Raw genomic sequence first — 21,796 nt, 5'->3', positions numbered from 1 at the left:
TCAGGTTCCTATATAAGCGAGACAAATTATAGCTAACTTGTTAGATTGAAAAAAGTGGAATTAATAGATTGTAATAATCGAAAAATACGATTGTTTAAAATATGACTATATGAACAAATATCCGTCTTTAAAGCAGCTACACTATCTGGTTACCCTGTCTGAAACCCGCCATTTTGGCGAAGCCGCGAAACTGTGCTTTGTGAGTCAGTCCACCTTGAGTGCTGGGATCCAAAACCTGGAGGAGTTGATTGGCGCTCAGTTGATTGAGCGTGATAACAAAACCCTGGTACTCACAAGCATGGGTGAAGAGGTCGTGCGTCGCAGCCGAGAAATCTTGGCTCGCAGCCAGGATCTGATGGAGCTAACCCAAGTTAAATCAGATCCTATGCACGGTAAAGTGCGGTTAGGGTGTATTCCTACTATCGCACCTTTCTTATTGTGTGATGTGGTTCAGCAGGTCAATCAACATTATCCCAATCTAGATTTGCTATTGCGCGAGGACACCACGGCGAACTTACTGACCGCGCTAAAACACGGTGAGATGGATATCCTTATCCTCGCGCTGCCAATGGATATTGGCACCATGACTCGCCGCGTAGTTGGCCGGGATCCATTTAAAATGGTAATGAGTCAAAAGCAAGCTGCGCAGCTTGAGTTACCCATCGATTATGACGCGCTGCCCGATGAGTCTGTTTTCTTGCTTGAGCGAGAACACTGCCTCACCGACCATGCGGTATCTGCCTGCCAAATGACAGCCTCGCAGAAGATTAATCCTTTCATGGCGACCAGCTTGCACACCTTGGTGCAAATGGTCGCCAACGGCAATGGTGTGACCTTTATACCGCAAATGGCGATTGATCATGGCCTGATTGATAATCTTGACGTGCATTTAGAAACACCCCCAGGCGAAGCGGCCTACCGAGATATTGGAGTGGTTTGGCGGCCTTCATCAAGCCGGGTTAACACCTTTAATAAGCTTGCTGACCTAGTGGCAGGGCTACTTTCCCCAATAGCAACGGAGTGAGCACGTAAAAATTAGTTACTTTAACTGCAAAATGGCAGATAACTTAGTGTAATACTCTGTTTGACAGCGGCGGATGGCAGGTAAGAGCCGTTGGATTATTATCACGAAAAAAAGCAGCATTTTTGGATGCTGYTTTTTTTATTGTTTTTAAGATATTGATAATAATGGGATTTGTTGTTTTTTCTGACGTTTGAGTTGAACGTGATTTGTAATTTAATTACGTAACCGGTTACAAAATGATGACAAAAACATGATCCTAGTAGCAGTGTTATATCATTCTGACAATTGAGAAAAAAAAGAATATTCGAGCTTATGCTCTAATTGTTCTATGTGCTTGTTTTTAAATATTTTATTTTGTTTGTGTTATGCGATTGTAATTTTTCTGTGGTTGATTTTTACGCGAATGTAGGCCAACGTTAAGGCACAGCGCGGCACACAAGCCCAAGAACGTGCAGCGAAAAAAGTGTTGTTATTGGATTACAAATGATAAGCCAGGGAGGCAATATGACAGAAGCGTGCTCAACCTTACGCGAGTCGTTGGTGATTAATGAGAGCGTCACCGCAGAGCAGGCAGAAATCCTAACTGAGGATGCATTGTGCTTTGTTGCCAGTCTCGCTGAGCGCTTTGCTGAGCGCGTACCCGCACTGCTAGCAGCGCGTGAAGTGCGTCAACAACGTATCGATGCGGGGGAGCTGCCCGATTTTCTACCGGAAACCCAGTCGATTCGCCAAAGTGACTGGACTATCCGCGGCATTCCTGAGGATTTACAAGATCGACGGTTAGAAATCACCGGACCAGTCGACCGGAAGATGGTGATCAATGCACTTAACGCCAACGTCAAAGTTTTCATGGCGGACTTTGAAGACTCCTTTGCGCCGGCATGGCCACAAGTGGTTGAAGGCCAGCGTAATTTGCGCGATGCCGTCAATGGCACTATCAGTTATCAGCACCCAGAAACAGGCAAGCGCTATCAATTGAATGATAATCCAGCACGTCTTATCTGCCGTGTACGCGGCCTACACCTGACCGAAAAACACGTGGTGTGGCAAGGTAAGCCGATTCCAGGGGCGCTGTTCGACTTCGCGCTGTATTTTTTCCATAACTATCGGCGCTTGCTTGAAACCGGGTCGGGGCCTTATTTCTATCTTCCTAAGCTACAGGCTTATCAAGAAGCGGCATGGTGGAGCGAGGTATTCTCATTTGCCGAGGACGAATTTGGCTTGAGCCGAGGCACCATCAAAGCGACGGTGCTGATTGAAACCTTGCCCGCGGTGTTCGAGATGGATGAGATCCTGTATCACCTCCGCGACCATATCGTCGCCCTTAACTGCGGCCGCTGGGACTATATTTTCAGTTATATCAAAACGCTGCGCAATCACCCCGATCGTGTATTGCCAGACCGCCAAGTGGTGACCATGGATAAGCCTTTCCTTAACGCCTACTCACGCCTTCTGGTCAAAACGTGTCATAAGCGTGGCGCGTTGGCGATGGGTGGCATGGCGGCCTTTATTCCCAACAAAGACCCAGCTGAAAACCAGCAGGTACTGGAGAAAATTGAAAAGGATAAAACCTTAGAAGCTAACAACGGCCATGATGGCACCTGGATTGCGCACCCAGGCCTGGCTGACACGGCTAAAGCGATTTTCGACCGCGCCCTTGGCGATAAGCCAAACCAGCTAGCGGTCACCCGCGAGCAAGATGCTGAGATCACCGCGGCTGACTTGCTAGCGCCTTGCGAGGGTGAACGCACTGAGGCCGGTATGCGACATAATATTCGTGTCGCGGTGCAGTACATTGAAGCGTGGATTTCGGGTAACGGCTGTGTACCTATCTATGGCCTGATGGAAGATGCGGCCACGGCTGAAATCTCACGTGCGTCAATTTGGCAATGGATTAAACATCAAAAACCGCTTAGCAATGGCAAAGTGGTGACCAAAGAACTATTCACACAATACCTCGGCGAGGAAATGACGGTGCTGGAAAAAGAGCTGGGCGCAGAGCGCTTCGCGCAAGGCCAATACCAGCAGGCCGCAACCTTGATGGCTGAGATTACGATCAGTGATGAACTGGTTAACTTCTTAACCTTGCCAGGTTATGAATACCTGCCGTAATGGGCATGGAAGCACAATAACAAACATGGAATGAAAGTAAGGGGCTGGTAAAGCCCTGCTAACAAAGAGGAATGGAACATGACTTTGACTCGCCAACAACAAATCGCTGAACTGGAAAAGGATTGGGCCGAAAACCCGCGCTGGAAACAGGTTAAGCGCCCCTATACGGCTGAAGAAGTGGTTAACATGCGTGGCTCTTTTGTGCCTGAGAATACGATCGCCAAGCGCGGTGCTGCCAAGCTATGGGATTTAGTCAACGGCAGTGCGAAAAAAGGCTACGTCAATTGCTTGGGCGCCCTCACCGGTGGTCAAGCGGTACAGCAAGCGAAAGCGGGTATCGAAGCGATTTACCTATCAGGCTGGCAAGTGGCGGCTGACAACAATACAGCCTCAAGCATGTATCCAGACCAATCACTGTATCCGGTTGACTCGGTGCCTGCCGTCGTCAAGCGTATTAACAATGCGTTCCGCCGAGCGGACCAAATTCAGTGGTCGAAAGGGAGCTCACCGGAAGAGGGCACGGATTACTTTTTGCCGATTGTAGCGGATGCCGAAGCAGGCTTTGGTGGCGTGCTTAATGCCTATGAGCTGATGCGTAACATGATTGAAGCTGGCGCTGCCGGTGTTCACTTTGAAGACCAGCTCGCGTCAGTGAAAAAATGCGGCCACATGGGCGGAAAAGTGTTGGTGCCAACTCAAGAGGCGGTACAAAAGCTGGTGGCGGCGCGTCTCGCCGCAGATGTGGCGGGTACTGATACCTTGGTGATTGCGCGTACTGATGCCAATGCGGCGGATCTATTAACCTCAGATTGCGACCCATACGACAAAGACTTTATCGTTGGCGAGCGGACAGCCGAAGGTTTCTATCGCGTGCGTCCAGGGATTGAGCAGGCCATTTCTCGTGGTTTAGCGTATGCACCGTATGCCGACCTGATTTGGTGTGAAACCGCGAAGCCGGACTTGGAAGAAGCACGTCAGTTTGCTGAAGCCATTCATGCCCAATACCCAGACCAGCTTCTGGCGTATAACTGTTCACCGTCTTTCAACTGGGAGAAAAACCTGGATGCCGAGACCATCGCGCGCTTCCAGCAAGCGCTGTCAGACATGGGCTACAAGTACCAGTTCATTACCTTAGCGGGTATTCATAACATGTGGTACAACATGTTCGACTTGGCCCACGCGTATGCGCAAGGTGAAGGCATGCGTCACTATGTTGAAAAGGTTCAGCGTCCAGAGTTCGCTGCCGCTGAGCGTGGCTACACCTTTGTCGCGCACCAGCAAGAAGTGGGCACAGGGTATTTTGACCAGATGACCAATATTATCCAAGGTGGCCAATCCTCGGTGACGGCATTAACGGGCTCGACAGAAGAAGATCAATTCTAGTCGCACGATACCGGTTATCAAACTGATAAAAAGGGAGTCTCACACTCCCTTTTTTTATTTATTTATTCTCCCTCTTCAACCGGCTCACTTTCTTCTTGGATCTCCAGCAATGTCGACGCGATGGCGACAAAATCACTGTCGGTGATGATCCCAACTAAACGCTGGTGCTTCACTACCGGCAAACAGCCTATTTTACGCTCGAGCATGGTTAGCGCCGCCGCTCGTAAGGATGCGCCAGGGTCGACCGTGAATAATTGTTTATCAATAAAATGTGACAGGGGAGTATGGATCTGGTGATCGCCATTGGTGGTTTTGCCCAGTGACGAGGCTTGCGCTGACAGCACATCTCTTTGGGTGACCAGTCCTAATAAACGCTCATCATCATCCACAATAGGTAGATGACGGAAGCGCTCGGCGCGCATTAAACGGTGTGCATCGTCAAGTGTGTGATCAGGGTTAAGCGTGTGTGGATGCCGGGTCATCATATCATCAACAATAAACATGGCACCTCCTTGTCGTCAGTACACAGGGATACTTTTACTGTAGTGCAGTTATGCTGGGTTAGGCGTGATATGCATCAAGATAACTACGCGCATCGGGCAAATGCTGTGTCCAAGGGCGGCTGTGTAAACGATGCCTGAATCAAGCATGCAGCTTGCTTGATCTTCACGGTGGGCTACCTATACTAGCGGCCTGCTTTTTATCTAGGCAAAGGTCATGCAATTATCCGATTTTCACTTTGAACTCCCCGATGAGTTAATTGCGCGCTATCCGCAACCGGACCGCAGCGCGAGCCGCTTGCTCTCGCTCGATGGCACCAGCGGTGACGTGGTACATCGTCAGTTTAAGGATATCCTCGATCTGGTTGAGCCAGGGGATTTGATGGTGTTCAACAACACACGTGTAATCCCGGCGCGTGTGTATGGACGCAAAGCCTCAGGCGGAAAAATTGAGGTGCTGGTGGAGCGTGTGCTCGATGAGCAGCGCTTCCTCGCCCATGTGCGTGCCTCTAAAGCCCCTAAACCCGGCGCCGAATTATTCCTCGGCGATGAGGGACAAGTCGCGGCTCAGATGGTGGCGCGCCACGATGCTCTGTTCGAAATCCAGCTAAACAGCGATAAAGGCGTGGTGGATACGCTTAACGACATCGGCCATATGCCGTTGCCGCCCTATATCGACCGCCCTGATGAAGAGAGCGATAAAGAACGCTATCAAACCGTGTATAACCAGAAACCTGGGGCAGTCGCTGCGCCCACGGCGGGCCTACACTTTGACGATGCCATTATGGCAGCGCTTAAAGAAAAAGGCGTCAATATTGCCTTTGTCACCTTGCACGTGGGAGCCGGAACGTTCCAACCGGTTCGGGTCGACAACATTGAAGAGCACACCATGCATGCTGAGTATGCTGAAGTGCCTCAAGAAGTGGTTGACGCGGTCAATCAAACACGAGCACAAGGTAAGCGGGTGATTGCGGTGGGAACCACCTCGGTGCGTTCACTGGAAAGTGCGGCACAGGCGGCCAAGCAAAAAGGTGAGCCACTGTCCCCGTTTTTTAATGACACCCAGATTTTTATCTATCCAGGATATGAATGGCAGTTAGTGGATGTATTGGTGACCAATTTCCACCTGCCGGAATCCACATTGATTATGTTGGTCAGTGCCTTTGCCGGTTACCAACACACCATGGCCGCTTATCGTGCCGCGGTTGAAGAGCGCTATCGCTTTTTCAGCTATGGCGATGCCATGTTTATTACCCGTCAGCACAACTGACGACATGATGAGGACACGGGCTCTCATGCCTGTGTGCGCTATGCTTGCGACAGAGTCAATCTGTTAGCATAAGACACACGCCAGACTGTTTCTCTGGCACTGAGGAGGATTCGTGGAATACGAACTGAAAAAAACCGACGGACGCGCCCGCCGTGGCCGCTTAATTTTTGAACGCGGCACCGTGGAAACGCCGGCTTTTATGCCGGTGGGTACTTATGGCACCGTCAAAGGGATGACGCCTGAAGAAGTGAAAGGGACTGGGGCGGAGATCCTGTTAGGGAACACTTTCCACCTGTGGCTACGCCCTGGTCAGGAAATTATGCGACTGCACGGGGATTTGCATGACTTTATGCAGTGGCATGGCCCTATTTTGACCGACTCAGGCGGTTTCCAAGTGTTCAGTTTGGGCGATATCCGCAAAATCACCGAAGAAGGGGTGCACTTTCGCAACCCAGTGAACGGTGATCGCATCTTTATGGACGCGGAAAAATCGATGGAAATCCAATATGACTTGGGTTCAGACATCGTGATGATTTTTGATGAGTGTACGCCGTATCCTGCCACACACGAAGAAGCCAAAAAGTCGATGGAAATGTCATTGCGCTGGGCAAAACGTAGCCGCAATCACTTCGACAAATTAGGTAACAAAAATGCCTTGTTTGGTATTGTACAAGGTGGTGTGTACGAAGACTTGCGTGATGTCTCTGTAGAAGGCCTTACCGAGATTGGTTTTGATGGGTATGCCGTGGGCGGCCTCGCGGTCGGGGAACCGAAAGAAGACATGCACCGGATCTTGGAGCACACTTGCCCGCAGCTTCCAGAAGATAAGCCCCGCTATCTAATGGGCGTGGGTAAGCCTGAAGATTTGGTGGAAGGTGTGCGCCGTGGCGTAGATATGTTCGACTGTGTAATGCCGACCCGAAATGCCCGCAACGGCCACCTGTTTATTACTGGCGGTGTGATCAAGATCCGTAATGCGAAACATAAAAGTGATACCTCGCCTTTGGATCCTGAGTGTGACTGTTACACTTGCCGCCACTATAGCCGTGCTTACCTCTACCATTTAGACCGCTGTAATGAGATCCTAGGCGCGCGACTCAACACCATCCACAACTTACGCTACTATCAGCGCGTAATGGAAGGTTTGCGTAACGCGATTGACGAAGGTAGATTAGATGCCTTTGTAGCGGATTTCTACGCGCGTCGTGGCAAGGAAGTGCCGCCGCTCGATTAATTTCGAATTCAACAACTAGAACGAGGACGTGATTGAATGTTTATCTCACAAGCTCACGCAGCCGCTGAAGCCGGACCACAAGGTGGCGGAATGCAGCTTTTTATCATGCTTGGTCTCTTTGCGGTGATTTTTTACTTTATGATCTACCGTCCGCAATCTAAGCGTGTCAAAGAGCACAAAAACCTGATGGCATCTATGAGCAAAGGGGACGAAGTGCTAACTGGGGGTGGTTTAGTGGGTAAGATCACTCAAATCGCTGAAGACAATGACTTTATTGTGATTGCCCTCAACGATAATAACGAAGTGACCATCAAAAAAGACTTCGTGACGGCAGTACTGCCTAAAGGTACTATCCAGTCTCTCTAATTCTCGCAACCATAAAGGATGCATGCTGTGCTAAACCGTTATCCTTTGTGGAAGTACATCATGGTGCTAGTAACCTTGGTTATTGGCATCGTGTATGCGCTTCCCAATTTATACGGTGAAGATCCAGCAGTACAAATTTCCGGGGCGCGTGGCGCCTCGGTAGATATGACTGCGTTGGACTCCATCAAACAGACCCTCGAATCGAACGACCTTTCCTACCAATCTATTGCGCTCGAAGATGGTGCCGTCTTAGCCCGCTTTAAAGACACGGAAGCACAAATCAGTGCCCGTGATGCCTTGATGTCTCGCTTCGACAGTGATGACTATGTGGTCGCCTTAAACTTGGCGCCTGCAACGCCATCGTGGCTGGATACGTTAGGTGCAACGCCGATGAAGCTTGGCCTAGACCTACGTGGTGGGGTGCACTTCCTGATGGAAGTGGACATGGATGCAGCACTAGAAAAGCTGATCACCCAGCAAGAAGACAGCTTCCGCACCGACTTACGTGAAGCACGTATCCGTTATCGTGGCTTGCGTGTAGAAGATAATACCCGTGTGGTGGTGAACCTGCGTAATGCGGAAGATGCCAACAAAGCGCTAGAGCTGCTCTCAAACAACTACCTCGATATGAACTTTTCTGTCGATGAAGACGAAGGTCGCCTGACTGCCGTTTACAAAGAAGAGCGACTCAAAGAAATTCGTAATTACGCGGTAGCGCAAAACATTACTATTCTGCGCAACCGTGTGAATGAACTTGGTGTGGCCGAGCCTTTGGTGCAACGCCAAGGCGCAAGCCGTATTGTGGTTGAGCTTCCTGGCGTGCAGGATACCGCGCGCGCGAAAGAAATTCTTGGTGCCACCGCGACTTTAGAGTTCCGCGAAGTGGATCAAGACGCCGACTTATCTGCCGCCATGGCTGGCCGTGTACCGCCAGGCAGCGAGCTGATGCGTACCCGTGATGGCCGTCCCGCCGTGCTGAAAAAGCGCGTCATTTTGACAGGCTCACATATCACTGACGCCAGCTCATCACGCGATGAATACAGCCGACCACAGGTTAACATCTCTCTCGACAGTGAGGGCGGTGACAAAATGGCGGACTTCAGTAAGCGCAATATTGGTGAGCTGATGGCCACCGTGTTTGCAGAATACAAAGACAGTGGCGAGCGTGATGAAGACGGCAAAGTGATCTTGGAAAAACACGAAGAAGTGATTAACCAAGCCACGATCCAGTCTGCTTTGGGGCGTAATTTCCGCATCACAGGCATCGACTCTGCTGCCGAAGCACACAACTTGGCACTACTGCTGCGAGCGGGTGCTTTGATTGCGCCAATCTCGATTGTTGAAGAGCGCACTATTGGCCCATCAATGGGTCAGCAAAACATCAACATGGGGGTGCAAGCCTGTATATGGGGCTTAGTGGCGGTGATGCTCTTCACCTTGATTTACTATCGTCGCTTTGGTCTTTTTGCCAACTGTGCCTTGTTCGCCAATATCGTCCTGATCATCGGTATTATGTCTTTGATTCCTGGGGCAACCATGACGCTGCCTGGTATTGCCGGTATTGTCCTGACGGTGGGGATGGCGGTCGACGCCAACGTGCTTATTTTTGAGCGTATCCGCGAAGAAATCCACGAAGGCCGCAACCCTCAACACGCAATCGACCGTGGTTATTCTAATGCGTTTAGTACCATCGCCGATGCCAATATCACCACCTTGATCACTGCCATCATCTTGTTTGCAGTGGGCACAGGGGCGATCAAAGGCTTCGCGGTGACACTGTCGATCGGTATTTTGACCTCGATGTTTACAGCCATTATTGGTACGCGGGCACTGGTTAACCTGGTGTACGGCGGTAAGCGCGTCAAGAAGCTGTCGATTTAAGGGAGTCCAAGCATGTTTCAAATATTTAAACCGGACATGTCGATCAACTTTATGCGTTGGTCTAAATTGGCCTTCGTGTTGTCCATCGCCATGATTGCCGCGTCTGTCGTGACCCTATCCACCAAGTGGTTAAACTGGGGGCTCGACTTTACTGGCGGTACCTTGATTGAAGTGGGCTTTGAACAGCCCGCTGATTTACCGCAGATTCGTGAATCGCTCGCGGCTGACGGCTTCGGTGATGCCGTGGTTCAAAACTTCGGCAGTGCCACTGATGTGATGGTGCGCCTGCGTCCGCGCGATGACATGGAAGGCGAGAACCTGGGTAATGAAGTGCTTAATGCCATCAAAGCAGGCACGGGCGATCAGGTAGAAATGCGCCGCATCGAGTTTGTTGGCCCGAATGTGGGTGACGAGCTGACCGAAGCGGGTGGGTTGGCGATCATCATCGCACTGGTTTGTATCCTGATCTACGTGTCGTTCCGTTTCGAGTGGCGTTTGGCCGCGGGCGCGGTGATGGCACTGGCGCACGATGTGATCATTACCTTGGGTATTTTCTCCTTGTTCCAAGTCGAAGTGGACTTGACCATCGTCGCTGCGTTGCTGACGGTGGTGGGGTACTCGTTGAACGATACCATTGTGGTATTCGACCGTATTCGTGAGAATTTCCGCAAACTGCGTAAAGGTGAGTCAGATGAAATCATTAATGCGTCTGTCTCTCAGACCCTCAGCCGAACGACTATCACCTCGGGCACGACTTTGTTTGTGGTGATTGCACTGTTCACCTTGGGTGGGTCGATGATCCACGGCTTTGCGATGGCCTTGCTGATTGGTATTACCGTCGGTACCTATTCTTCAATCTACGTGGCGTCTGCACTGGCATTGAAGTTGGGGATTGCGCGTGAGCACCTGTTGGTGCCAGAAGTGGAAAAAGAAGGGCAAGAATTCGACGCTATGCCTTAATACGCTCGCCCTGCCCGCATGATGGTGGGGCGACGTTGCTATTATCGGAGTGAAGCACTTAGCATGGTGCGTACCTCAAAGAGGCAATTGGTGATTGAATGACACAAAAAAGCGACGCTCATCGAGCGTCGCTTTTTTATTCCCTGAGGGGAGTATTATTTTTTCATCGACTCAGGCGCGTTTTCACGTACTTTGGCCAGCATGCCTTTTACCACACGTGGCGCGCCGCTTACCACGTTACCGCTACGCATGTAGTCGGTACCACCGTTAAAGTCGGTACAAATTGCTCCAGCTTCGCGAGCAATCAATTCGCCTGCCGCGATATCCCAAGGCTTAAGGCCAAGCTCAAAAAAGCCATCGACACGGCCCGCAGCGACATAGCAAAGATCGAGTGCGGCCGAACCAGTGCGACGGAAGTCAGCACAATCGACAAACAACGCGCTCACAACTGCCATAAAGCCTTCAGCATGTTGCTTAGCTTTGAATGGGAAGCCCGTTGCTAGGATGGTGCCGTCCAGCTCTTTGGCACTACCGGTACGAATACGCTTGTTGTTGAGTTGCGCGCCTGCACCACGCTGTGCGGTGAACAGCTCATTACGGATAGGATCGTAAACGCAGCCGATCTCAGTGCGGCCTTTAATGCGCACCGCGATAGACACGCTGAAATGCGGAAAGTCGTTAACGAAGTTGGTGGTGCCATCCAGTGGGTCGATGATCCATTGATAGTCGCTATCTTTCCCTTCAGCCACGCCTGACTCTTCGCCAACAATGGTGTGGTCCGGGTAGGACTTTTTGATGATGTCGATGATGATTTGTTCTGCCGCTTTGTCGACATTAGTGACAAAGTCATTACTGCCTTTTTGTGCGGTTTCGATGTTGTCTCTGTTTTCTGCAGATTTAGCGATAAAGTCGCCAGCCTTCCGTGCAGCACGGACGGCGATGTTTAGCATCGGATGCATACGGTTTTCCCAACGGATGTTAAAGAACGAAAGCGGGGCGGAGTATAACAGAGCCAGAGCAAAAGGAAAGTGGGTATTTTTTGACCGTCGCGATGTCCGTGAACTAGCGCGACACACTTAGCTGAGAAGTATTATCGATTGCACTGTGATAAACTGCGCAGATCTGACAGACCCCTGCTCACCCCACCGAGGGTGCACAGCGTAAGAGACGAAAACAACATCATGCTAGATCAAATCCGCGTTGTATTGGTGGGGACCTCCCACTCCGGTAATATTGGCTCGGCAGCCAGAGCGATGAAAGTCATGGGGCTTAGCAATATGACCCTCGTAGCGCCTGACTGTGACGTGGATGGTCAAGCCATTGCATTGGCAGCCGGTGCCAGTGATATTGCCAACAATGCGCGGGTGGTCGGTACCTTAGAAGAGGCAGTGGCAGACTGTGGCCTTGTCGTCGGTACCAGTGCGAGAAGCCGGACGCTCGAGTGGCCGATGTTAGATGCGCGCGAATGCGGCAAAAAGGCGGTTGAAGAGGCCAGTGCTCACCCAGTGGCGATTGTTTTTGGCCGCGAACGCACTGGCTTGACCAATGAAGAGCTGCAAACCTGCCATTATCACGTCTCGATCCCGTCAAACCCCGACTACAGCTCGCTAAACCTCGCGATGGCAGTGCAAACTCTGTGCTATGAAATGCGTATGGCGTGGTTAGACAGCCAAGCGTACCAAGGACCTAGTTTTGAGGAAACCTATCCTTTAAACGAGGAGCTCGCGCGATTTTATCAGCACCTTGAAACCGTATTGACCAAAACGGGATTTATTCGCACCCAGCACCCTGGGATGGTGATGACCAAGCTGCGTCGGCTGTTTAACCGAGCGCGACTGGAGAGCCAAGAATTAAATATCTTGCGCGGCGTATTGTCCTCTATCGAAAAAGTGACCAAACAAGCGGCATCAAGCGAGCAAAAAACCGATAATCATCGCGCTCACTGATCCTTTCAAGCGAGCACGCGTAGACCTAGAGTGAAAACCTGACAAAAATACTCAGGTAAATACTTGACCAAATTACTCGGGTATGTAACTATCTGAGCATCTATTCACCACAGGTAGCGTGTTATGAGATTGACTTCGAAAGGCCGTTATGCGGTTACCGCCATGCTCGATGTGGCGCTTCATGCCGAGCAGGGCCCAGTGCCACTGGCAGATATCTCTGAGCGTCAAGGCATTTCCTTGTCTTATCTTGAGCAACTTTTTTCACGGCTCCGCAAGTCGGGGTTGGTGACAAGTGTACGTGGTCCCGGTGGCGGCTATCGCCTCGGCATTGCGGCAAATGATATTGCCGTGGGTGCGGTGATCGCAGCTGTTGACGAATCTGTCGATGCGACCAAGTGCCAAGGTAAAGCGGATTGCCAAGGCGGCACCCGTTGTTTAACACATACTCTGTGGCACGACTTAAGTGCCCGAATTAGCGGCTTTTTAAACGACATCACGCTCGGTGAGCTGATGCATGATAATGAAGTGAAGCAAGTAGCAGATCGTCAGGACGCTAAACTGGATGCCTCATTGGCGCCCAGAAATACATTTAGCTCGAAGGTCAAACAAGATAGCGCCACCATAGGCGTGAACGTTCGCTCCTGATGACCAATGTCGGTGTAATTGGAGAAAAACATGAAATTGCCCATTTATTTTGATTATTCAGCCACGTGTCCGGTGGATCCGCGCGTTGCTGAAAAAATGAGTCAGTACCTGACCATGGACGGGTTTTTTGGTAACCCGGCCTCTCGCTCACACCGCTTTGGATGGCAAGCAGAAGAAGCGGTTGATACAGCGCGTGAGAATATTGCCAATTACTGCAATGCCGACCCACGTGAGATCGTGTTTACCTCTGGGGCGACTGAGTCAGACAACTTGGCTATCAAAGGTATTGCCAATTTCTACTCCAAGAAAGGCAAGCACATTATTACCTGCAAAACAGAGCATAAAGCCGTGCTTGACCCTTGCCGTCAATTGGAGCGTGAAGGCTTTGAGGTAACCTATCTTGAGCCGGAAGAAAACGGCTTGGTCGATCTGAAGAAACTCGAAGCGGCGATGCGTGACGACACCATTTTGGTGTCAATCATGCACGTGAACAACGAAATCGGTGTGATTCAAGACATTTCTGCCATCGGTGAGCTTTGCCGTGAGCGCAAAATTATGTTCCATGTTGACGCAGCTCAGTCAGTCGGGAAAGTGCCACTGGATGTCAAAGAGATGAAGATCGATTTGATCTCGTTCAGCGCACACAAAGCGTACGGCCCGAAAGGCATTGGTGCCTTGTACGTTCGCCGTAAGCCACGCGTCCGTATTGAAGCGCAAATGCATGGTGGTGGTCACGAGCGTGGTATGCGTTCAGGCACATTGCCAACCCACCAAATCGTGGGCATGGGCGAAGCGTTCCGTATCGCGAAAGAAGAGCGCGAAAAAGACTTTGAGCATGCACTGGCATTGCGCAACCGCTTTTATGAAGGCGTGAAAGATTTAGAAGAAGTCTACGTCAATGGAGACTTGGAACAGCGTGTTCCACATAACCTAAACGTGAGCTTTGCATTTGTTGAAGGCGAGTCTTTGCTGATGGCACTGAAAGATCTGGCGGTATCGTCAGGGTCTGCGTGTACCTCAGCAAGCCTTGAACCTTCCTATGTGCTTCGAGCGCTTGGACGCGACGATGAGCTTGCACATAGCTCGCTGCGCTTCTCATTTGGTCGCTTTACGACTGAAGAGGAAGTGGATTATGCGATTGAGAAAGTGCGTGAAGCAGTCAACAAGCTGCGTGAAATGTCACCACTTTGGGACATGTACAAAGACGGTATCGATCTAAGTACCGTTGAATGGGCGCACCACTAACTCGAATAACGCGCCAGCTGGCAACAGTGAGCAATCATATTGAGGAAACGATTATGGCTTACAGCGATAAAGTAATTGACCACTACGAAAACCCACGTAACGTTGGCTCGTTTGAGAAAGGCGACCCATCGGTTGGTAACGGCATGGTTGGTGCCCCTGCGTGTGGCGACGTCATGAAGCTACAAATCAAGGTGAATGACGAAGGCATCATCGAAGACGCCAAGTTTAAAACCTACGGCTGCGGCTCGGCGATTGCCTCGAGCTCGTTGGTCACCGAGTGGGTGAAAGGCCGCTCAATTGACGACGCTGCTGCGATCAAAAACTCTGAGATCGCTGAAGAACTAGAGCTACCACCGGTGAAGGTGCACTGTTCTATCTTGGCGGAAGACGCCATTAAAGCAGCGGTCAGTGATTACAAGAAAAAACACCAGCAGTAAAACGAAGGGGTTGTTGATATATGGCTATTACCATGACTCAGGCGGCAGCAGATCGCGTCAGAGCGTTTCTCAATAACCGTGGCAAAGGCATTGGCTTGCGCCTGGGCGTGAGAACGTCAGGGTGTTCAGGCATGGCCTATGTACTCGAATTTGCGGATGAGCTGCAAGAAGGCGATCAGGTTTTTGAGTACGATGATGTCAAGGTAATCGTCGATGGTAAGAGCTTGCTCTATCTCGAAGGGACAGAGCTGGATTTTGTCAAAGAAGGCTTGAATGAAGGTTTTCAATTCAACAACCCTAACGTGAGTAGTGAATGTGGTTGTGGCGAAAGCTTCAACGTGTAATCCGTGAGAGCACATGAATCATTTTGAACTTTTCGAGCTACCGTATCAGTTTGAGCTGGACGGTAGCTCGCTTTCTTCAACATTTCGGGAATTGCAGCGCCAGTACCATCCCGATAATGTTGCCAGCCAAGACGAGAAAACCCGTCTGCAGGCGGTACAGAAAGCATCGCAAGTGAATGACGCGTTTCAGACGTTAAAAGATCCGGTTCGACGCGCTGAGTATATGCTGACGTTGCAAGGCATTGACTTAAAAGACGAACAGCAAACCATGCAGGATCCTGAGTTCCTGATGCAGCAAATGACGTTGCGTGAGGAACTCGAGTCGATTACCGATAGCCAAGATGACGCGGCGCTGTTTGATTTTGGTGAAAAAGCCCAGTCGCTCTACGACGCATTGATTCTAGAGGTTAAACAGGCATTGGCTGCCTCACAGTGGCAAGAGGCTGCCGTGATTGTGCGCAAACTCAAGTTCGCAGAAAAGCTTCGCCATGAAGTGGAGCGTGTCGAAGATCAGCTGATGAGTTGATCGCCCTTTCGCCTGTCAACGCAGTAAAGTTTAAGGATTAGACATGGCACTGTTACAAATTTCAGAGCCCGGTCAAAGTGCCGCGCCGCATGAGCACAAGCACGCGGTCGGCATCGATTTGGGTACCACCAACACCTTGGTAGCCACGGTACGAAGCGGTACCGCTACCACCTTGAACGACGAGCAAGATCGGCCACTGATCCCTTCTGTGGTCCATTATGGTGATGATGCCATTTCCGTGGGCTATGACGCCCTCCCACACGTGCAAACGGATAGTGCCAATACCTTGGTGTCTGTCAAACGCATGATGGGACGTTCATTGGACGATGTGCAAGCGCGTTATCCGCAACTTCCTTATCAGTTTTCACAAACCGAAAATGGCTTGCCACAAGTGGAAACCCGCCGTGGCGCGATAAATCCAGTGCAAGGGTCGTCCGACATCTTACGCACCGTTCGCGAACGTGCGGAAACAAGTTTAGGCGACGCGTTGGAAGGGGTAGTGATCACTGTCCCCGCATACTTCGACGATGCGCAACGAGCAGGGACTAAAGATGCCGCCAAATTAGCGGGTCTTAACGTGCTGCGTTTGCTTAACGAGCCTACCGCCGCAGCGATTGCCTATGGTCTTGACTCCGGACAAGAGGGCGTTATTGCCGTCTATGACTTGGGAGGCGGTACCTTTGATATCTCGATTCTGCGTTTGTCTCAAGGCGTGTTTGAGGTCATGGCAACCGGTGGCGATTCCGCATTGGGCGGCGATGATTTTGATCACCTGCTCGAGCAATGGATTTGTGAGCAAGCCGGATTTGAAACACTCAGTGGCGACGAGCGCCGCACCGTGTTGCACGCCGCCACGCAGGCGAAAATTGCCCTTTCTTCTGCTGACAGCGCGTCCATCGATGTGCTCGGCTGGCAAGGCGAGCTGAGCCGTGAAACATTCGATCAGCTGGTTGCCCCACTTATCAAGAAAACTATGATGTCATGCCGCCGCGCATTAAAAGATGCCGGTGTCAGTGCCGATGAGGTGCTGGAAGTGGTGATGGTGGGCGGCTCGACTCGGGTGCCCGCCGTGCGTGAACAGGTTGGTACGTTTTTCGGTCGCGAGCCACTGACCAGCATCGACCCAGACAAAGTGGTGGCCGTTGGTGCCGCGACGCAAGCCGATATTTTGGTGGGCAACAAACCAGATTCTGACATGTTGTTGTTGGATGTGATCCCGCTTTCTCTTGGTATCGAAACCATGGGCGGTTTGGTGGAGAAAATTATCCCACGCAACACCACCATTCCTGTGGCAAAAGCTCAAGAATTCACCACGTTTAAAGATGGCCAAACCGGCATGAAAGTCCATGTGGTGCAAGGCGAGCGTGAAATGGTGGACGATTGCCGCTCCTTGGCACAGTTTACGCTTAAAGGCATTCCACCGATGACCGCAGGGGCAGCCCATGTTCGTGTCACTTATCAAGTAGATGCTGATGGCTTGTTGTCCGTGACGGCGATGGAAAAATCCACCGAAGTGGAAGCGTCTATCCAAGTGAAGCCCTCTTATGGCTTGAGTGATGATGAGATTGCGACCATGATCAAGTCGTCATTTACCCATGCGGAAGAAGACAAAGATGCCCGCTACTTGGCAGAGCAGCGTGTGGAAGCCGATCGTGTGATCGAAGGCTTGCTGGTTGCCATGCAACAAGACGGGGATAACCTGCTCAACGCTGATGAGCAGCAAGCTTTGGTGAAAGAAATAGAAGCCTTGATTGCCTTGCGCAACGGCAATGACGGTGCTGCCATTGAAGCTGGGATCAAAGCATTAGACAAAGCCAGCCAGACCTTTGCGGCACGCCGCATGGATCAATCGATTCGCAATGCGTTGGCCGGCCAATCCATTGATGAGGTGTAATCATGCCTAAGATTATTGTTCTGCCGCACCACGAGTTATGCCCAGAAGGTGCGGAATTGGAAGCGAAAGAAGGGGAAACTGTCCTCGACGTGGCGTTGAAAAATGGCATTGGCATTGAACACGCGTGTGAAAAGTCGTGTGCGTGTACCACCTGCCATGTGGTGATCCGTGAAGGGTTCGACTCGTTAGACGAAAGTGATGAGCTAGAAGATGACATGCTCGACAAAGCATGGGGGCTTGAGCCAGAGTCTCGTCTCGGCTGCCAAGCGAAAATCACCGATGAAGATCTAGTGGTGGAGATCCCGCGCTATACCTTGAATCACGCAGCCGAAAACCATTAATCCAAGGCTGTAACGGACGGAGATGCAAGATGAGCTTAAAATGGACAGACTCACTCGATATTGCAATCGAGCTTTGCGACGCTTACCCAGATGTGGATCCGACAACGGTTCGTTTTACCGATTTACATCAGTGGATCACCGAGCTGGATGATTTTGATGATGACCCAGAGCGTTCTAATGAACGGATCTTAGAGGCGATCATCATGTGCTGGATGGATGAACGAGACTGAGGGCTAGCTCTCGTGAGTGATTGATAATACTTGTGTTATCGTCACCGGCTCGGCACAGTACCCGTGGCCAATAAAACAAACATCTAAAAGCGGGCCAATTGGCTCGCTTTTTTCATTCTACTGGCAGGTTCAGGTATTTATAGGGCTTGCTTAGTCAGACACGCTGTACAGTAAAAACAGCGGGACAGTACAAGGAGTGCAACATGTCAGATTCATTAAAGGTTATTCTGTCGCATCAACCGGCTGCATCGCAGTGGGGCGATAATGCGCTGGTCTCTTTTGACACCGACAAAGCGGTGATCCATGCACCTAACGATGCCAATCAGCGAGACAAGGTGCAACAAGCGGCGCGCAAGCTTGAAGGGCAAGGCGTCCCAGCACTGACGTTGACCGGTGAGCATTGGGATCTTGAATTAGTCTGGGCATTTTACCAAGGGCTTCGTGGCCCCAAAAATAAGGTCACCTTTACGCAGACTGTGTTAAACGAGGGCGATACGCAAGAATTCGAGCTTCGACAAACCGTAGGTGACTGGGTGCGCGATATCATCAACCAAACCGCAGAAGAAGTCGGCCCGCATCAGCTGGTGGCACGTGCGGGGGAGTTTGTGAAATCCATGGCACCCGATCAGGTCACTTATAAAATCATCTCGGGCACGGATTTATTAGAGAAAGGTTGGAACGGCATCTATACCGTCGGTCGTGGCTCAGCGCGCAAGCCAACCATGTTACAACTCGACTATAACCCTACAGGCGATCCGGATGCACCTGTGTATGCGTGTTTGGTGGGGAAAGGGATCACCTTTGATTCTGGCGGCTACAGCATTAAAGGCTCTGACTTTATGACCACCATGAAAGCGGACATGGGCGGTTCAGCAACAGCGACCGGTGCCCTAGCTATGGCGATTGCCAAAGGGTTGAATAAGCGCGTTAAATTGGTGCTTTGCTGTGCCGAGAACATGATCTCAAGCAGCGCTTACAAACTGGGTGACATCATCACCTACAAAAATGGCGTGACCGTTGAAGTACTCAATACGGATGCGGAAGGGCGCTTGGTGCTCGCCGATGGCTTGATGTATGCCAGCGAGCAAAAACCTGAGCTGCTGATTGATTGCGCCACGCTCACCGGATCGGCAAAAGCGGCACTGGGTAACGATTACCACGCCCTGTTTAGTTTTGATGATGAGCTCGCCCATCGCACGCTTGATGCGGCACAAAAAGAAGGTGAGGGCATGTGGCCGTTGCCATTGGCCGAGTTCCATCGCCAGCTGCTGCCTTCCTCATTTGCGGATATTGCCAATGCGTCGATGGGGGCGTATATGCCGGGTGCGAGCACCGCAGCAGCATTCCTTTCCTATTTTGTAGAAGACTACCAAAAAGGCTGGATGCACATTGATTGCTCGGGCACCTATCGTAAAGCGGCCAACGACAAGTGGGCCGTGGGGGCGACCGGCATGGGTGTGAAAACCCTGGCGCGCGTATTGCTCGAACAAGCCAAGTAACCCGTGATACGTCGAGTGAAGTGTTAACAAATTTTTGTGTGAGTTAACGCTTCACCCGATTGGTGATAGGGGCTGGCGATAAAGTTTGCTAGGGTAAGCGCGTTGTAGCCCTAGCGGGCCAGATTCAGACAGTGAAAGGACAAGCGAATGACCATTGAACGCACTTTTTCTATCGTTAAACCTGATGCCGTAGAGCGTAATTTAATTGGCACGCTTTATCAGCGTATCGAAAGTGCTGGTTTGCGTATCGTGGCGGCGAAAATGCTCCATCTAAGCAAAGAGCAGGCAGAAGGATTTTATGCCGAGCACCAAGGGAAGCCTTTTTTTGAATCCTTGGTTGGGTTCATGACATCAGGCCCTATCATGGTGCAAGTACTAGAGGGCGAGAGCGCAATCAGCCGCTACCGTGAGTTGATGGGTAAAACCAACCCAGAAGAAGCGGCCTGTGGCACATTGCGTGCTGACTATGCGGAAAGCATGCAATACAACTCGGTGCATGGTTCTGATAGCCCAGCGTCTGCAGAGCGCGAAATCGCGTACTTTTTTACCGCGGATGAAATTCATCCTCGCTGCTAAATCAAGCACCTGCTTTTTAATCTTCAAAAAGAGGCGTCAGCCTCTTTTTTTATGCCTAACGATATCAGACGACCACATTGAATAACCCCGCGGTTAGAGAGTGGAAACTGTGATCTAAAGCCTGTACAATTTCGCGCCTTAAGCGCGTCCCGAGGTGATATCTTGGCTATGATCAAGGTAAAGCGTCGGCACGCGTGAGGCGATGATTGAGTCTTACCACCTAGCTAGTTCTTACGAGGCAACCCCCAATGACGACAGAGAAAGTTAATCTGCTTGATTTTGACAGGCAAGGATTGCGTGCCTACTTCGCTGATGAGCTCGGCGAAAAAGCCTTCCGTGCTGACCAAGTCATGAAGTGGATGTATCACTTTGGTTGCGACGACTTCGATGAAATGAACAATATCAACAAGAAGTTGCGTGAGAAGCTCAAGCGGGTGGCAGAAATTAAAGCCCCAGAAGTCAGTGAAGCGCATTACTCCCAAGATGGCACCATCAAGTGGGCAATGCGTGTGGGCGGTCAAGACGTGGAAACCGTGTATATCCCCGAAGATGACCGCGCGACACTGTGTGTCTCCTCTCAGGTAGGCTGTGCGCTTGATTGCAAGTTCTGCTCAACCGGCGCACAAGGTTTTAACCGCAACTTGCGTGTGTCGGAAATCATCGGGCAGGTCTGGCGTGCGTCAAAAGAGATCGGCATTGAGAAAGAGACGGGTCGTCGTCCGATCACTAACGTGGTGATGATGGGGATGGGAGAGCCGCTGCTCAACATGAAAAACCTTCTCCCTTCTCTGAATTTGATGCTCGACGACAATGCTTATGGCTTATCTAAGCGCCGAGTCACCGTGTCGACATCCGGGGTGGTCTCTGGCTTAGAACAAATGATTGGTAAAATCGATGTGGCGTTGGCGATCTCACTGCATGCGCCGAACGATGAGCTACGTAGCCAAATCATGCCGATTAATGATCGTTGGGATATTGAGGCCTTTCTGGATGCAGTACACCGTTATATTGAAACCTCAAATGCCAACCGCGGCCGTGTGACGGTAGAATATATCTTGCTCGATCATGTCAATGACTACATGGAGCATGCGCGCCAACTCGCAGAGCTATTAAAAGACACACCAGCGAAGATTAACCTGATCCCGTTTAACCCGTATCCTGGATCACCGTTCAACAAACCGAGTAATTCTCGTATTGATAGGTTTATGAAAACCTTGATGGAATACGACTTTACGGTGACGGTACGTAAAACACGAGGCGACGACATTGACGCCGCATGTGGCCAACTTGCCGGTGATATTGTCGACCGAACCAAGCGTGCCGAAAAGCGACTGGGCGCACAGGAGGTTATCCCTGTTCGACCCGTCTAAATGAGAGGGTGAC

22 protein-coding genes are annotated in these 21,796 nt (G+C 50.9%); 20 read left to right on the top strand and 2 right to left on the bottom strand.

Annotated features, from left to right (window positions below):
• The first annotated feature begins 109 nt into the window (after positions 1-109).
• From BZG74_RS04845 to aceA, 3 genes are all read left to right on the top strand, one after another.
• The gene (locus BZG74_RS04845; RefSeq protein WP_077771572.1) at positions 110-1,024 is read left to right on the top strand and encodes a hydrogen peroxide-inducible genes activator; all 915 of its coding nucleotides are present in this window, start codon (positions 110-112) and stop codon (positions 1,022-1,024) included.
• Positions 1,025-1,528: 504 nt separating this feature from the next.
• Positions 1,529-3,136 (top strand): malate synthase A, encoded by a 1,608-nt coding sequence (aceB, locus tag BZG74_RS04840; protein ID WP_077771571.1) that lies wholly within the window; start codon positions 1,529-1,531, stop codon positions 3,134-3,136.
• Between the two features lie 78 nt (positions 3,137-3,214).
• Positions 3,215-4,519: an isocitrate lyase gene (gene aceA, locus BZG74_RS04835; protein ID WP_077771570.1), complete on the top strand. Its 1,305-nt coding sequence runs from the start codon at positions 3,215-3,217 to the stop codon at positions 4,517-4,519.
• A gap of 62 nt (positions 4,520-4,581) precedes the next feature.
• Here aceA and BZG74_RS04830 read toward each other — a convergent pair whose 3' ends face one another.
• On the bottom strand, positions 4,582-5,022 hold the full coding sequence (locus BZG74_RS04830) for a CBS domain-containing protein (protein ID WP_077771569.1): 441 nt from the start codon (positions 5,020-5,022) through the stop codon (positions 4,582-4,584).
• A gap of 214 nt (positions 5,023-5,236) precedes the next feature.
• Between BZG74_RS04830 and queA the strand changes: the two genes are divergently transcribed.
• From queA to secF, 5 genes are all read left to right on the top strand, one after another.
• A complete protein-coding gene (gene queA / locus BZG74_RS04825; protein WP_077771568.1) occupies positions 5,237-6,289 on the top strand; it encodes a tRNA preQ1(34) S-adenosylmethionine ribosyltransferase-isomerase QueA in 1,053 nt (350 codons plus the stop codon).
• 112 nt (positions 6,290-6,401) lie between these two features.
• Positions 6,402-7,523, top strand: coding sequence for a tRNA guanosine(34) transglycosylase Tgt (gene tgt / locus BZG74_RS04820; RefSeq protein ID WP_077771567.1), 1,122 nt, complete (start codon positions 6,402-6,404; stop codon positions 7,521-7,523).
• Positions 7,524-7,559: 36 nt separating this feature from the next.
• On the top strand, positions 7,560-7,889 hold the full coding sequence (yajC, locus tag BZG74_RS04815) for a preprotein translocase subunit YajC (RefSeq protein WP_021022912.1): 330 nt from the start codon (positions 7,560-7,562) through the stop codon (positions 7,887-7,889).
• A gap of 27 nt (positions 7,890-7,916) precedes the next feature.
• Entirely contained in the window at positions 7,917-9,770 is a 1,854-nt protein-coding gene (secD, locus tag BZG74_RS04810) for a protein translocase subunit SecD (RefSeq protein ID WP_077771566.1), read from the top strand.
• Between the two features lie 12 nt (positions 9,771-9,782).
• Positions 9,783-10,730: a protein translocase subunit SecF gene (gene secF, locus BZG74_RS04805; protein WP_077771565.1), complete on the top strand. Its 948-nt coding sequence runs from the start codon at positions 9,783-9,785 to the stop codon at positions 10,728-10,730.
• Positions 10,731-10,885: 155 nt separating this feature from the next.
• Here the strand turns inward: secF and suhB are convergent, their stop codons facing one another.
• Positions 10,886-11,689, bottom strand: coding sequence for an inositol-1-monophosphatase (gene suhB, locus BZG74_RS04800; protein ID WP_046075013.1), 804 nt, complete (start codon positions 11,687-11,689; stop codon positions 10,886-10,888).
• Between the two features lie 222 nt (positions 11,690-11,911).
• On the opposite strand from suhB, the gene trmJ reads away from it, so the two are divergent.
• The 12 genes from trmJ (at position 11,912) to BZG74_RS04740 (ending at position 21,783) form a co-directional block, all read left to right on the top strand.
• A complete protein-coding gene (gene trmJ / locus BZG74_RS04795) occupies positions 11,912-12,676 on the top strand; it encodes a tRNA (cytosine(32)/uridine(32)-2'-O)-methyltransferase TrmJ (RefSeq protein ID WP_077771564.1) in 765 nt (254 codons plus the stop codon).
• Between the two features lie 123 nt (positions 12,677-12,799).
• Positions 12,800-13,321 (top strand): Fe-S cluster assembly transcriptional regulator IscR, encoded by a 522-nt coding sequence (gene iscR / locus BZG74_RS04790; RefSeq protein WP_069363256.1) that lies wholly within the window; start codon positions 12,800-12,802, stop codon positions 13,319-13,321.
• A gap of 30 nt (positions 13,322-13,351) precedes the next feature.
• Positions 13,352-14,566 (top strand): IscS subfamily cysteine desulfurase, encoded by a 1,215-nt coding sequence (locus BZG74_RS04785; protein ID WP_077771563.1) that lies wholly within the window; start codon positions 13,352-13,354, stop codon positions 14,564-14,566.
• A 53-nt stretch (positions 14,567-14,619) separates the two neighbouring features.
• Positions 14,620-15,003 carry a Fe-S cluster assembly scaffold IscU gene (gene iscU / locus BZG74_RS04780; RefSeq protein WP_046075009.1) on the top strand — a complete coding sequence of 128 codons (384 nt, stop codon included), beginning with the start codon at positions 14,620-14,622 and terminating at the stop codon, positions 15,001-15,003.
• A 20-nt stretch (positions 15,004-15,023) separates the two neighbouring features.
• A complete protein-coding gene (iscA, locus tag BZG74_RS04775; protein ID WP_046075008.1) occupies positions 15,024-15,347 on the top strand; it encodes an iron-sulfur cluster assembly protein IscA in 324 nt (107 codons plus the stop codon).
• A gap of 13 nt (positions 15,348-15,360) precedes the next feature.
• Complete coding sequence (gene hscB / locus BZG74_RS04770) at positions 15,361-15,873, top strand: co-chaperone HscB (protein WP_077771562.1); 513 nt, start codon at positions 15,361-15,363, stop codon at positions 15,871-15,873.
• A 43-nt stretch (positions 15,874-15,916) separates the two neighbouring features.
• The gene (gene hscA / locus BZG74_RS04765; protein WP_077771561.1) at positions 15,917-17,767 is read left to right on the top strand and encodes a Fe-S protein assembly chaperone HscA; all 1,851 of its coding nucleotides are present in this window, start codon (positions 15,917-15,919) and stop codon (positions 17,765-17,767) included.
• A gap of 2 nt (positions 17,768-17,769) precedes the next feature.
• Positions 17,770-18,108, top strand: coding sequence for an ISC system 2Fe-2S type ferredoxin (gene fdx / locus BZG74_RS04760; RefSeq protein ID WP_046075005.1), 339 nt, complete (start codon positions 17,770-17,772; stop codon positions 18,106-18,108).
• Positions 18,109-18,137: 29 nt separating this feature from the next.
• On the top strand, positions 18,138-18,338 hold the full coding sequence (gene iscX / locus BZG74_RS04755) for a Fe-S cluster assembly protein IscX (protein WP_046075004.1): 201 nt from the start codon (positions 18,138-18,140) through the stop codon (positions 18,336-18,338).
• A 203-nt stretch (positions 18,339-18,541) separates the two neighbouring features.
• Positions 18,542-19,837 carry an aminopeptidase PepB gene (gene pepB, locus BZG74_RS04750; protein ID WP_077771560.1) on the top strand — a complete coding sequence of 432 codons (1,296 nt, stop codon included), beginning with the start codon at positions 18,542-18,544 and terminating at the stop codon, positions 19,835-19,837.
• A gap of 147 nt (positions 19,838-19,984) precedes the next feature.
• Positions 19,985-20,413 carry a nucleoside-diphosphate kinase gene (gene ndk, locus BZG74_RS04745; RefSeq protein ID WP_077579555.1) on the top strand — a complete coding sequence of 143 codons (429 nt, stop codon included), beginning with the start codon at positions 19,985-19,987 and terminating at the stop codon, positions 20,411-20,413.
• Positions 20,414-20,661: 248 nt separating this feature from the next.
• Positions 20,662-21,783: a bifunctional tRNA (adenosine(37)-C2)-methyltransferase TrmG/ribosomal RNA large subunit methyltransferase RlmN gene (locus BZG74_RS04740; protein WP_077771559.1), complete on the top strand. Its 1,122-nt coding sequence runs from the start codon at positions 20,662-20,664 to the stop codon at positions 21,781-21,783.
• Positions 21,784-21,796: the final 13 nt, after the last annotated feature.

This window comes from Salinivibrio sharmensis, from assembly GCF_001995985.1.
GTDB classification, from domain to species: Bacteria; Pseudomonadota; Gammaproteobacteria; order Enterobacterales; family Vibrionaceae; genus Salinivibrio; species Salinivibrio sharmensis.
The sequence above is the reverse complement of the archived record's forward strand: the minus strand, read 5'-3'. Positions and strand labels throughout refer to the sequence as shown.

Excerpts from the sequence above, each read along its gene's own strand:
- aceA (WP_077771570.1), top strand. The coding sequence starts at position 3,215 with ATGACTTTGACTCGCCAACAACAAATCGCTGAACTGGAAAAGGATTGG.
- ndk (WP_077579555.1), top strand. The coding sequence starts at position 19,985 with ATGACCATTGAACGCACTTTTTCTATCGTTAAACCTGATGCCGTAGAG.
- BZG74_RS04785 (WP_077771563.1), top strand. The coding sequence starts at position 13,352 with ATGAAATTGCCCATTTATTTTGATTATTCAGCCACGTGTCCGGTGGAT.
- hscA (WP_077771561.1), top strand. The coding sequence starts at position 15,917 with ATGGCACTGTTACAAATTTCAGAGCCCGGTCAAAGTGCCGCGCCGCAT.
- queA (WP_077771568.1), top strand. The coding sequence starts at position 5,237 with ATGCAATTATCCGATTTTCACTTTGAACTCCCCGATGAGTTAATTGCG.
- iscA (WP_046075008.1), top strand. The coding sequence starts at position 15,024 with ATGGCTATTACCATGACTCAGGCGGCAGCAGATCGCGTCAGAGCGTTT.
- fdx (WP_046075005.1), top strand. The coding sequence starts at position 17,770 with ATGCCTAAGATTATTGTTCTGCCGCACCACGAGTTATGCCCAGAAGGT.
- BZG74_RS04845 (WP_077771572.1), top strand. The coding sequence starts at position 110 with ATGAACAAATATCCGTCTTTAAAGCAGCTACACTATCTGGTTACCCTG.
- pepB (WP_077771560.1), top strand. The coding sequence starts at position 18,542 with ATGTCAGATTCATTAAAGGTTATTCTGTCGCATCAACCGGCTGCATCG.
- aceB (WP_077771571.1), top strand. The coding sequence starts at position 1,529 with ATGACAGAAGCGTGCTCAACCTTACGCGAGTCGTTGGTGATTAATGAG.
- suhB (WP_046075013.1), bottom strand. The coding sequence starts at position 11,689 with ATGCATCCGATGCTAAACATCGCCGTCCGTGCTGCACGGAAGGCTGGC.
- trmJ (WP_077771564.1), top strand. The coding sequence starts at position 11,912 with ATGCTAGATCAAATCCGCGTTGTATTGGTGGGGACCTCCCACTCCGGT.
- secF (WP_077771565.1), top strand. The coding sequence starts at position 9,783 with ATGTTTCAAATATTTAAACCGGACATGTCGATCAACTTTATGCGTTGG.
- BZG74_RS04830 (WP_077771569.1), bottom strand. The coding sequence starts at position 5,022 with ATGTTTATTGTTGATGATATGATGACCCGGCATCCACACACGCTTAAC.
- hscB (WP_077771562.1), top strand. The coding sequence starts at position 15,361 with ATGAATCATTTTGAACTTTTCGAGCTACCGTATCAGTTTGAGCTGGAC.
- yajC (WP_021022912.1), top strand. The coding sequence starts at position 7,560 with ATGTTTATCTCACAAGCTCACGCAGCCGCTGAAGCCGGACCACAAGGT.
- iscX (WP_046075004.1), top strand. The coding sequence starts at position 18,138 with ATGAGCTTAAAATGGACAGACTCACTCGATATTGCAATCGAGCTTTGC.
- BZG74_RS04740 (WP_077771559.1), top strand. The coding sequence starts at position 20,662 with ATGACGACAGAGAAAGTTAATCTGCTTGATTTTGACAGGCAAGGATTG.
- iscU (WP_046075009.1), top strand. The coding sequence starts at position 14,620 with ATGGCTTACAGCGATAAAGTAATTGACCACTACGAAAACCCACGTAAC.
- iscR (WP_069363256.1), top strand. The coding sequence starts at position 12,800 with ATGAGATTGACTTCGAAAGGCCGTTATGCGGTTACCGCCATGCTCGAT.